8 protein-coding genes are annotated in these 11,223 nt (G+C 72.5%); 6 read left to right on the top strand and 2 right to left on the bottom strand.

What is annotated here, in order from left to right; translation table 11 throughout:
- Positions 1-32 precede the first annotated feature (32 nt).
- A complete protein-coding gene (locus ACFC09_RS45275; RefSeq protein WP_376538926.1) occupies positions 33-497 on the bottom strand; it encodes a hypothetical protein in 465 nt (154 codons plus the stop codon).
- A gap of 234 nt (positions 498-731) precedes the next feature.
- The gene (locus tag ACFC09_RS45270; RefSeq protein WP_376538924.1) at positions 732-2,378 is read right to left on the bottom strand and encodes a multicopper oxidase family protein; all 1,647 of its coding nucleotides are present in this window, start codon (positions 2,376-2,378) and stop codon (positions 732-734) included.
- Positions 2,379-2,581: 203 nt separating this feature from the next.
- Between ACFC09_RS45270 and ACFC09_RS45265 the strand changes: the two genes are divergently transcribed.
- The 6 genes from ACFC09_RS45265 (at position 2,582) to ACFC09_RS45240 (ending at position 11,132) form a co-directional block, all read left to right on the top strand.
- On the top strand, positions 2,582-2,848 hold the full coding sequence (locus ACFC09_RS45265; protein ID WP_376538922.1) for a hypothetical protein: 267 nt from the start codon (positions 2,582-2,584) through the stop codon (positions 2,846-2,848).
- Between the two features lie 247 nt (positions 2,849-3,095).
- The gene (locus tag ACFC09_RS45260) at positions 3,096-3,914 is read left to right on the top strand and encodes a DUF1932 domain-containing protein (RefSeq protein ID WP_376538920.1); all 819 of its coding nucleotides are present in this window, start codon (positions 3,096-3,098) and stop codon (positions 3,912-3,914) included.
- A 284-nt stretch (positions 3,915-4,198) separates the two neighbouring features.
- On the top strand, positions 4,199-5,146 hold the full coding sequence (locus ACFC09_RS45255; RefSeq protein ID WP_376538918.1) for an ion transporter: 948 nt from the start codon (positions 4,199-4,201) through the stop codon (positions 5,144-5,146).
- 181 nt (positions 5,147-5,327) lie between these two features.
- The gene (locus ACFC09_RS45250) at positions 5,328-8,702 is read left to right on the top strand and encodes a pyruvate carboxylase (protein WP_376538930.1); all 3,375 of its coding nucleotides are present in this window, start codon (positions 5,328-5,330) and stop codon (positions 8,700-8,702) included.
- A 112-nt stretch (positions 8,703-8,814) separates the two neighbouring features.
- Positions 8,815-9,279, top strand: coding sequence for a MarR family winged helix-turn-helix transcriptional regulator (locus ACFC09_RS45245; RefSeq protein ID WP_376538916.1), 465 nt, complete (start codon positions 8,815-8,817; stop codon positions 9,277-9,279).
- A 50-nt stretch (positions 9,280-9,329) separates the two neighbouring features.
- Positions 9,330-11,132 carry an MFS transporter gene (locus ACFC09_RS45240; protein WP_376538928.1) on the top strand — a complete coding sequence of 601 codons (1,803 nt, stop codon included), beginning with the start codon at positions 9,330-9,332 and terminating at the stop codon, positions 11,130-11,132.
- Positions 11,133-11,223: the final 91 nt, after the last annotated feature.

Below are 11,223 nucleotides of genomic sequence, written 5' to 3'. Positions count from 1 at the left end.
GTGCCAGGACCGGGGCGGCGCGGCGGCCGAGGTCAGTTCCACAGGGACATCGTCGTCACCTGCTCCTGTCCTGCCGGGCGGGAGTCGGAGAAGGTGAGGACGATCCGGGTGTAGTGGTTCAGCTCCGGATTCTTCTGCCACTGTTTCGGGTGGTCGAGCCGGACGGTGACCGGATACTCGCGGAACGTGCCCGCCGCGCAGTACGGCTTGCAGTCGTTCACGAGGTTGACGCCTTCGGCCGTCGCCGAGTTCTGGCCCCAGTGCGACCAGCGCAGTGCGGTGAGGCGGCTGTTGCCGTCACCGCAGGCGAGGATGAAGTCGCCGGGACGTACGTCGGAGTTGAAGGAGCAGTCCACGAGGACGGGTGTCGCACTCTGCCGGGCCGGGTGGCCGGTCGGCGCCGTCGCCGACGGAGCTGCCGCAGCCGAGGTGATGCCTCCCGCGAGCAGCACGCCCACCGAGAGCATGATCGCCGTACACCGCACTGGATTGCGCATAGTCGCTCCCGCCAGCCTTGCTGCGCACTCGCGGCCACGCGACACCGCGCTGCCTCGGGCGCAGCTGCCTCTGCATCGACGCTACGACCGTCGAGGGAGATCCACCACTCGCACGATGCGAGGGCCTGCGGCGGGCGGTGCGCGGGTGTCGCCGGCGAGCCCGGTCCGCAGGCGGAGTGCGCGCTCGCGCGCGGCCGGTGCGGAACGTCCGGAACGGCCCGCACCGGCCTGGAGTTACTTGCGGTAGCCCAGGATGGTCATCATGCCCGACTCGGAGTGGTACTGGTTGTGGCAGTGCAGCATCCACAGCCCGGGGTTGTCGGCGTCGAAGTCGGCGACCAGCTTGCGGTGCGGAAGGACGATCGAGGTGTCCTTGCGGGCGCCCACGCCGTTGAGGCCGCCCACGGCGAACGTGTGGCCGTGCAGGTGCAACGGGTGCCACATGTCGGTCGCGTTGATGAGGATGAGGCGGACGCGCTCGCCCTGCCGGATCGCGTGGCGCTGGGTGACCGCGTAGGGCTTGTGGTCGAAGCCCCAGCTGTAGTCCTTCATGTTGCCGGTGAGCCGGATCCGCAGGATCCGGTCGGGCTTGCGCCGGGCCAGGGCGACGGACTCGTGGGGGTCCATCCGGCGGGCCGGCACGAGTTCGCGGTCGAGTTCGGACGGGTGCACCTCGCCCCGGGGCGCGGACGCCTTGGCGCTGGTGCGCAGCAGCGCCATGGCCTTGCCGTTCTTGCCCTCGGCGATCGCCATGAACGGGAAGACGCCGTCCTTCGCCGTGATCAGCACGTCGTAGCGTTCCGCCATGCCGAGGATCAGGGCGTCGGTCTTCGTGTGCTCGACGGGATAGCCGTCGGTGTGGGTGACGGTCATCCGGTGGCCCCCGAGGGCGACCCGGAAGGCGGTGTCCGAGCCGGCGTTGATGATGCGCACCCGGATGCGTTCGCCGGGGCGGGCCCGGAACACCGACGGATTGCCGGGGAGCCGGCCGTTGGCGAGGTAGTGGGGGTAGGCGACGTTGCCGCCCACGCTGTGCAGGATGCGGCTGCGCGTGCCGTTCAGGATGCGGGACGGTCCCTTCGACTTCGGGCCGGCCGCGGCAGGCGGCGGGGCGGAGGCGCCGTGACTGGCACCGGAGCCCATGCCCATCCCCTTGTCCATGCCCATGCCGTCCATGGACATGACCTTGCCGTGCCGTAGTTGGCTGAGGACGCCGTCCGGGGTGGAGCCGCTGACGCCGTCGACCCAGTCGTCGAGGACGATGAGCCATTCCTTGTCGTAGTGCAGCGGCTCCTTCGGGTCGTCCACGATGAACGGCGCGTACAGGCCGCGGTCCGGCTGCATGCCGGAGTGGGAGTGCAGCAGATAGGTGCCGGGGTGGCTGACGGTGAAGCGGTAGAGGAAGTCCCCGCCGGGCGCGATGGCGTCCTGGGTCAGGCTCGGCACGCCGTCCATGTCGCAGCGCATGCGCACACCGTGCGAATGGAGCGTGGTCTCGGCGGGCAGATGGTTGGCGAGTCTGAGGCTGAGGACGTCGCCCGCGGTGACACGGACCAGCGGGCCGGGCAGTTCGTCACCGAAGGCCCAGGTGCGGACTCTTCGCCCGTCCAGGTCCACCGTCGTCTCGGAAGCGGTCAACTCGAACCGGCGCACGGGGCCGGAGCCGCGTTTGCGCTCGGCGGCGTGCACCTCGGGACCGGAGGGGTCCACATACCCCTTGGGTCCCGGGGGGACGAAGCCGTGGCCGTCGACCTTGGCGGGCGCGCCGGCTTCTGGTCGGGACTGCGGATGCGAGCCGTTTCCGGTGCAGGCCGACAGGAGTCCCGAGCCGACGGCCGCGACCGAGGCGGTGAGCAAGGTACGCCGCGAAGGTTTGTGCATGAATGAATAACACACGTTTTATGCTGATATGTCCGGTATCTTGACCGGCGCGTCTTGTGGCGTCGGGGTGGGATGGCCGTTCCCGACCGCAGGCACGGCCGGCTGATGCCCGGCAGGGCGTCGGTCGGTGTCCGTCCCGGGTCGCGACCACCCGAACCTGAGCATCAGCGTCGATGTCAGTGCCGGGTGCGACCCTGCACACCATGGATGAGCAGGAGTTCATGCGCGGGCGGGTCTACGGGGCGGACCACGACGACGCGGGCCCCCGGCCCGGCCGCGCCTACGCGGAACTGGTCGGCGGCCCGCTGGACGGGCTGCTCCTTGACGTCACCGGCCGGCCCGGCCGGACGCCGGGCGAGCAGGTGGCGCTGCTGACCGAGATGGGCCGCTACGGCTCGGGCGGGCGGTCCCTGTACACGCCCCGTCCGCCGGACGGCCGCCGCTACGACTGGCACGGCGACGCCCCCTGACGGCGATCGTCCGCACGGCCGGGCCCGCGCCGGCCCGGCGGCCGAGCCCCGTACGGCTGGTGAGGTCGGGCCCTTCGGCCGGGTCCCGTACGGCCGGTGCCGTCCCGGCGGCTGTGCCCCGCGCGACTGCTGCCGTCCCGGCGGCTGTGCCCCGTACGACTGTTGCTGCTCCTCCGCCCGAGCCCCGTACGCCTCGATGACGGCCGCTGACTCGATGGGCCGGCGGTCACGGGGTTAGGGTCCCCGCATGGCTCAGCGAGACAGGGGACGGGACGTGGGGATCGTGCACCCCGGCGCCATGGGGGCGCGGGTGGCGGCGCAGGCCGTCGCCGCGGGTGCGACGGTCCGCTGGGTGTCCGAGGGGCGGTCGGCGGCCACCCGCGAGCGCGCAGCCGAGGCCGGTCTGCGGGCGGCCGGCAGCCTGGCGGAACTCGCCGCGGCGAGTCAGGTGCTGCTCAGCGTGTGCCCGCCCGCGGCGGCGGGCGAGGTGGCGCGGCAGGTGGCGGCCACCGGATTCAGCGGTGTCTACGCCGATGCCAACGCGGTCAGCCCCCAACTGATGGCGGAGATCGTCGCCGCGTTCCGGGGCGGCACCGCCACGGTGGTGGACGGCGGGATCACCGGCCCGCCGCCCCGCCGGGCCGGGACCACCCGGCTGTACCTGTCCGGCGACACGGAGGCGGTCGCATGTGTCTCGGCCCTGTTCGAGGGGACCTTCCTCACCCCGGTCACGCTGGCCGGGCCGGTCGGGCGGGCGTCGGCGCTCAAGCTGGCCTTCGCCGCCTACAACAAGATCTCGTACGCCCTCGCCGCCCATGCCTGCGCCCTCGCCGACGGCCACGGCGTCCTGGACGAACTCCTGGACCTGGCCGCGCACCAATTGCCCGGCACCCCGTTGGCTCAACCGGACGTCCTGGCCGGAGCGGGGCCGCGGGCATGGCGCTGGGAGCCGGAGATGCGGGAGATCGCGCGGGCCTGGCGGGAAGCCGGACTGCCCGGCTCCTTCGCCGAGGCCGCGGCGGAGACCTTCGACCGCTGGAGCGCGTACAAGGACACCCGACGGTGACGGGGGCCCGCCTCATCGCCGACCTCGCCGGGAAAGCGGCCGAGGGACCGCGGCCGCCCGAGGCCGACGCGGACACCCAGGGGTGACGTCCGGCCGGGGCCGGACGGACCGCCGAACTCCTGGTCGGCGTCGACCCGGCCACGGCCCGCACACCGGTCTCCACTCGCTCTCTACAGTGCTGTAGAAATCTCTCCTGAAGGTGATCACTCGGATCACTCGACAGCCGTGCCGTCGGGCGCGGCCGGCCGCGCGAGCGGCCCGCGCGAAGGAGCGGAAGCAGCACCATGCCGGACCTGCCGGACCAGTACCACCACGGGGCCGGGCGAGCGCCGCTGTCCGCCCGGCACGAACTGGCACGACGTTGCCGAGCCGTCACGGACGCCCGCTGGTTCGCCCTCACCGTCTTCGCGGTGATCCTGGCGAACGCGGCCCTGCTGGGCGTGGAGACGTACCCTGGGCTCGTCACCGACTGGCGGCACTGGCTGAAGCTCGCCGAACACGTCTGCCTGGCCGCCTTCACCGTCGAGATCCTGCTGCGCCTGGCGGCCCACGCGGACCGCCCGCGGGAGTTCTGGAAGGACCCGTGGAACGTCTTCGACCTGGCGGTGGTGGTCTGCGCCTTCCTGCCCGCCGTCCGTGAGAACACCACCGTGCTGCGGCTGCTGCGGCTGGCCCGGGTGCTGCGCACCGCGCGGTTCCTGCCCCAACTGCGCATCGTGCTGGTCGCGGTGGGCCGCAGCCTGCCCGGCACGCTGAGCTTCCTGCTCGTCGGAGCCCTGCTGCTGTACGTGTACGCCATGGTCGGCTGGGTCTTCTTCGGCGGCTTCGACCCCGAGCACTACGGCTCCGCCGGCCGGGCGGTCCTCACCCTCTTCCTGCTGATGACTCTGGACGGCATCGGGGATGCCGTCCGGGCCGGCCTGGAGGTGTCCCGCTGGAGTCTCCTCTACTACGCCTCCTATGTCCTGCTGGCCTCCTTCGTCCTGGTCAACGTGCTGATCGGAGTGGTCCTCACCTCGCTCGAAGAGGCCCGCGAACTGGAGCGGGACGAGCCGCCCGCCCCGCGTCAGGTCCCCGGCGGCCCGCAGGAGCACCGGCAGCTCGCACAACGCATCGCGACCGCCCGCCGTGCCCTCGACGACCTCGAACGCGACCTCGAACGCGACCTCGCCCAGGCTCATCCGGCGGAAGCGGACGACCCGCGGCTCCCCGCCCCGTCCGGCCGGACCTGACACCCGGCCGGACGGGGCCCGCCACGAGGCCGCGCGGGCGGCTGCGAGGCGGTCCGGGGCTGTCAATGTGATGTTCGCCGCCTTCAGAGGGTGTCGGTACGCCCCTAACGTGGCCGCATGGCACGGCAGGGGAGCGGCCGACACGATGGTGTCTGTTGCAGACAGGCCGAAGGGGTCGATGATGTTCCGCAAGGTTCTGGTCGCCAACCGTGGTGAGATCGCGATTCGCGCATTCCGCGCCGCTTACGAACTGGGGGCGCGCACGGTCGCCGTGTTCCCGCACGAGGACCGCAATTCACTGCACCGGCTCAAGGCGGACGAGGCTTACGAGATCGGCGTACCCGGGCATCCCGTACGGGCGTACCTCTCGGTCGAGGAGATCGTGGCCGCGGCCCGCCGGGCGGGCGCCGACGCGGTGTACCCCGGCTACGGCTTCCTGTCCGAGAACCCGGAACTCGCCCGCGCCTGCGAAGAGGCGGGCATCACCTTCGTCGGGCCCGGTGCGGACACGCTCGAACTGACCGGGAACAAGGCGCGTGCCGTGGCCGCAGCCCGCGCGGCCGGCGTGCCCGTGCTGGGCTCCTCGGCTCCCTCCACCGACGTCGACGAGCTGCTCCGGGCCGCCGGGGACGTCGGTTTCCCGGTGTTCGTGAAGGCGGTGGCGGGCGGCGGCGGGCGGGGGATGCGCCGGGTCGCGGAACCGTCCCAGCTGCGCGAGGCCATCGAGGCGGCGTCCCGGGAGGCGGCGTCCGCGTTCGGCGACCCCACGGTCTTCCTGGAGAAGGCGGTCGTCGACCCGCGCCACATCGAGGTGCAGATCCTCGCCGACGGCGAGGGCGGCGTCATGCACCTCTTCGAACGTGACTGCTCGGTGCAGCGCCGTCACCAGAAGGTCATCGAACTCGCGCCCGCGCCCAACCTGGATCCCGGGCTGCGGGAGCGGATCTGCGCCGACGCCGTGCGCTTCGCCCGGGAGATCGGCTACCGCAACGCCGGCACCGTCGAGTTCCTGCTCGACCGGGCCGGCCACCACGTCTTCATCGAGATGAATCCGCGCATCCAGGTCGAGCACACGGTGACCGAGGAGGTCACCGACGTCGACCTGGTCCAGGCCCAGATGCGGATCGCCGCCGGGGAGACCCTCGCGGACCTGGGACTCTCGCAGGACACCGTGACCCTGCGCGGCGCCGCGCTCCAGTGCCGCATCACCACCGAGGACCCGGCCAACGGCTTCCGCCCGGACACCGGCCGGATCAGCGCGTACCGCTCGCCGGGCGGTTCGGGCATCCGCCTCGACGGCGGCACCACCCACGCCGGTACCGAGATCAGCGCGCACTTCGACTCGATGCTGGTCAAACTCACCTGCCGGGGCCGGGACCTGAAGGCCGCGATCGTTCGGGCCCGACGCGCCGTCGCCGAGTTCCGCATCCGCGGTGTGGCCACCAACATCCCCTTCCTCCAAGCCGTCCTGGACGACCCGGACTTCCAGGCCGGACGGGTGACGACGTCGTTCATCGAGGAACGCCCGCACCTGATGACCGCCCGCTCCTCGGCCGACCGCGGCACCAAGCTGCTCACCTACCTCGCCGACGTCACGGTGAACAAGCCGCACGGAGACCGGCCCGACCTGATCGACCCGGTCACCAAGCTGCCCCCGCTGCCCGCGGGCGAGCCGCCCGCCGGTTCCCGGCAACGGCTGGTCTCGCTCGGCCCCGAGGGCTTCGCCCGGTGGCTGCGCGAGTCCCCGGCGCTCGCCGTCACCGACACCACCTTCCGCGACGCCCACCAGTCGCTGCTCGCCACCCGGGTGCGGACCAAGGACCTCCTCGCGGTCGCCCCCGTCGTCGCCCGCACCCTGCCCCAGCTGCTGTCCCTGGAGTGCTGGGGCGGCGCCACCTACGACGTCGCGCTGCGCTTCCTCGCCGAGGACCCCTGGGAGCGGCTGGCCGCCCTGCGCGAGGCCGTGCCCAACATCTGCCTCCAGATGCTGCTGCGCGGCCGCAACACCGTCGGCTACACGCCGTACCCGACCGAGGTGACCGACGCCTTCGTGCAGGAGGCCGCCGCCACCGGCGTCGACATCTTCCGTATCTTCGACGCGCTCAACGACGTCGGCCAGATGCGGCCGGCTATCGACGCCGTGCGCGAGACCGGCACGGCGGTCGCCGAGGTCGCCCTCTGCTACACGGCCGATCTCTCCGACCCGTCCGAGCGGCTGTACACCCTCGACTACTACCTGCGGCTGGCCGAGCAGATCGTCGCCGCGGGCGCCCATGTCCTGGCCGTCAAGGACATGGCGGGCCTGCTGCGTGCCCCGGCCGCGGCCACCCTGGTCACGGCGCTGCGCCGCGAGTTCGGCCTGCCGGTCCATCTGCACACCCATGACACGGCGGGCGGCCAGCTCGGCACCTACCTGGCGGCGGTCCGGGCGGGCGCGGACGCGGTGGACGGGGCGGTGGCGTCGATGGCGGGCACCACCTCGCAGCCGTCGCTGTCGGCGATCGTCGCCGCCACCGACCACTCCGAGCGGCCCTCCGGCCTGGACCTCCAGGCCGTCGGGGACCTGGAGCCGTACTGGGAGAGCGTCCGCCGCATCTACGCCCCCTTCGAGGCGGGCCTCGCCTCGCCCACCGGACGCGTCTACCACCACGAGATCCCCGGCGGTCAGCTGTCCAACCTGCGCACCCAGGCCGTGGCGCTCGGCCTGGGCGACCGGTTCGAGGACATCGAGGCCATGTACGCCGCCGCCGACCGGATCCTGGGCCGGCTGGTCAAGGTCACCCCCTCCTCCAAGGTCGTCGGCGACCTCGCCCTGCACCTGGTCGGCGCGGACGTGCGGCCCGAGGACTTCGAGGCCACCCCGGACCGGTACGACATCCCCGACTCCGTCATCGGCTTCCTGCGCGGGGAACTGGGCACCCCGCCCGGCGGCTGGCCGGAGCCCTTCCGCAGCAAGGCGCTCCGGGGCCGGGCCGAGGCGCGGCCCCCGCGGGAGCTGACCGACGAGGACCGCGAGGGCCTGGAGAAGTCCCGGCGCAGCACGCTCAACCGGCTGCTGTTCGCCGGCCCGGCACGGGAGTTCGAGGCCCACCGGCAGACCTTCGGCGACACCGGCGTGCTGGACAGCAAGGACTTCTTCTACGGGCTGCGCCCCGGCACGGAGTACGCCGTCGACCTGGAGCCCGGGGTCCGGCTGCTGATCGAGTTGCAGGCGATCGGCAACGCCGACGAGCGCGGCATGCGCACCGTGATGGCCAGTCTCAACGGCCAGCTGCGGCCGATCCAGGTGCGCGACCGGGCGGCGGCCTCGGACGTACCGGTCACGGAGAAGGCCGACCGCGCCGATCCCGGCCAGGTGGCGGCGCCGTTCGCGGGCGTGGTGACGCTCGCGGTCGTCGAGGGCGAGGAAGTGGCGGCCGGGGCGACGGTGGCGACCATCGAGGCGATGAAGATGGAAGCCGCGATCACCGCGCCGAAGGCGGGCCGGGTGACCCGGCTGGCCATCAACCGGATCCAGCAGGTCGAGGGCGGCGACCTCCTGGTCGAACTGGCCTGAGCCGCTCGCTCCGCCCGCCGCCGTCCGCGTACGGCGGCGGGCGGCGTCGCCCTCCGTGGATTACTTACAATTGGTTGAACAGTCCAGACTGATAAACCTACACTTACTCATCATGAACGAGGAGGACACCGGCCGCGGGCACCGCGGCGCCCCAGAGGACACCGCCGGACTCGCCGCCGCGCTGCGGCTGGCCGTGGCGCGGATCACCCGGCGGCTGCGCCAGGCGCACGCCGTGGGCGACGTCTCGCTCTCCGGGGTCTCCGTCCTGGCCCGCCTCAACGCCGCCGGCCCCGACTCACCCGGCACGCTCGCCGAACTGGAACGCGTCCGGCCGCAGGCGATGGCGGCCACGCTGGCCGCGCTGGAACAGCGCGGCATGGTCCACCGGGCCCCCGACGCGGCCGACGGGCGCCGCGCCATCGTGTCGATCACCGACGAGGGCCGCTCCGTGCTGGCGGAGCGACGCTCCGAGTCCGTGGGGCGGCTGACCCGCGCCCTCGACGAGTTCACCCCGGACGAGCGGCGGCTGCTCCACGAAACCCTGCCGCTCCTCGACCGGCTGGCGGAACGGCTGTGAGCGGGCACGCCGAACCCCGGGGCAGCCGTCCGGCCACGGGCCCGGCACCCATGGACGGCGCCCGGCGCGGCGGACCCCTGGCCCGGCTCGGCCGCACCCGGAACACCCCGCCGGGGCCCGGCTACAAATGGGTCGCCCTCTCCAACACCACCCTGGGCGTCCTGATCGCCACGATGGACGCCTCCATAGTGATCATCTCGTTGCCCGCGATCTTCCGCGGGATCGGCCTCGACCCGCTCGCCGCGGGCAACATCAGCTATCTGCTGTGGATGATCCTCGGCTATCTCCTGGTCTCCGCGGTGCTGGTCGTCGTCCTCGGCCGGCTCGGCGACATGTTCGGCCGGGTGCGGATCTACAACCTCGGCTTCCTGATCTTCGCCTGTGCCTCCGTCGCACTGTCCCTCGATCCGTTCCGGGCCGGCGCGGGAGCCCTGTGGCTGATCCTGTGGCGGATCGTGCAGGCATTCGGCGGTTCGATGCTCACGGCCAACTCGGCCGCCATCCTCACCGACGCCTTCCCCGCCCGGCAGCGCGGCATGGCGCTGGGCATCAACCAGATCACCGCGCTCGCCGGCCAGTTCCTCGGCCTGCTGGCCGGCGGGCTGCTCGCGGTCGTCGACTGGCGGGCGGTGTTCTGGGTCAGCGTCCCGGTGAGCGTCACCGGCACCATCTGGTCCTACCTGAGCCTGCGGGAGACCGCGTCCGGCAGGCGCGGCCGGGTGGACTGGCTGGGCAACCTCACCTTCGCCGGCGGCGCGGGCATCCTGCTCGCGGGCATCACCTACGGCATCCAGCCCTACGGCGGCAGCGCGACCGGCTGGGGCAACCCCTGGGTGCTGGCGGGCCTGTTCGGCGGCGTCTTCCTGCTGCTGCTGTTCTGCGTCGTCGAGACGAGGGTCGCCGAGCCCATGTTCCGGCTCTCGCTGTTCAAGGTACGGGCGTTCGCCGCGGGCAACGTGGCGGCCCTGCTCACCGCGATCGCCCGCGGCGGGCTGCAGTTCATGCTGATCATCTGGTTGCAGGGCATCTGGCTGCCGCTGCACGGCTACGACTTCGAGGACACCCCGCTGTGGGCGGGCATCTTCATGCTGCCGCTGACGATCGGCTTCCTGATCGCCGGTCCGATCTCCGGCTATCTGTCGGACCGGTTCGGCGCCCGGCTGTTCTCCACGGCGGGCCTGGTCCTGGTGGCGGGCTCGTTCGTCGGCCTGCTGGTGCTGCCGGTGAACTTCGACTACGGCACGTTCGCCGCGCTGTTGCTGCTCAGCGGTCTCGGCCAGGGCATGTTCTCCTCGCCCAACACGTCGTCGATCATGGGCAGCGTGCCGCCCGAGTACCGGGGCGTGGCCTCGGGCATGCGCTCCACGTTCCAGAACTCGGGTACGGCCCTGTCCATCGGCGTCTTCTTCTCCCTGATGGTCTCCGGCCTTGCGTCGTCGCTGCCGAAGGCGCTCGGCGGCGGCCTCCAGGCGCACGGGGTACCCGCCGGGACCGCGCAGCAGATCGCCTCGCTGCCCCCGGTGAGCACCCTGTTCGCGACGTTCCTGGGCGACAACCCCATCGGGCACCTGCTCGGTTCGAGCGACGTGCTCGACCATCTGACCGCCGCTCAGCGCGCGGTCCTGACCGGCCACGCCTTCTTCCCCGAACTGGTCTCCGGGCCCTTCCACCACGGACTGACCATCGTCTTCGGTGTCGCCGCGGCCATGGCCCTGGTCTCCGCGCTCGCCTCGGCGCTGCGCGGCCGGCACGAGCCCGCCGGCGGACACCTCCCGGCGAAGGGGCCGGCCGGCCCGCGCGCGGCGGAGCCGGCCGCGGACGAGTCCGCCGCGCAGGCCGACCCCCTCAAGTGACCCCTCCGCCCGGTCCGGTCGGCCCGGATCGGCGGGGGCCGACGACCCAACGGCGCCCTCTGGTGGCGTCCGCCGCGGCGGACGCCACCAG

Origin of the sequence: Streptomyces sp. NPDC056161, from assembly GCF_042268025.1 — a bacterium.
Taxonomy (GTDB): Bacteria; Actinomycetota; Actinomycetes; order Streptomycetales; family Streptomycetaceae; genus Streptomyces.
This window is presented reverse-complemented; position numbering and strand designations above follow the sequence as displayed.

Bases quoted from the DNA above. Each gene is read 5' to 3' on its own strand.
- ACFC09_RS45260 (WP_376538920.1), top strand. From the start codon at position 3,096: ATGGCTCAGCGAGACAGGGGACGGGACGTGGGGATCGTGCACCCCGGC.
- ACFC09_RS45255 (WP_376538918.1), top strand. From the start codon at position 4,199: ATGCCGGACCTGCCGGACCAGTACCACCACGGGGCCGGGCGAGCGCCG.
- ACFC09_RS45245 (WP_376538916.1), top strand. From the start codon at position 8,815: ATGAACGAGGAGGACACCGGCCGCGGGCACCGCGGCGCCCCAGAGGAC.
- ACFC09_RS45265 (WP_376538922.1), top strand. From the start codon at position 2,582: ATGGATGAGCAGGAGTTCATGCGCGGGCGGGTCTACGGGGCGGACCAC.
- ACFC09_RS45270 (WP_376538924.1), bottom strand. From the start codon at position 2,378: ATGCACAAACCTTCGCGGCGTACCTTGCTCACCGCCTCGGTCGCGGCC.
- ACFC09_RS45250 (WP_376538930.1), top strand. From the start codon at position 5,328: ATGTTCCGCAAGGTTCTGGTCGCCAACCGTGGTGAGATCGCGATTCGC.
- ACFC09_RS45275 (WP_376538926.1), bottom strand. From the start codon at position 497: ATGCGCAATCCAGTGCGGTGTACGGCGATCATGCTCTCGGTGGGCGTG.
- ACFC09_RS45240 (WP_376538928.1), top strand. From the start codon at position 9,330: ATGGACGGCGCCCGGCGCGGCGGACCCCTGGCCCGGCTCGGCCGCACC.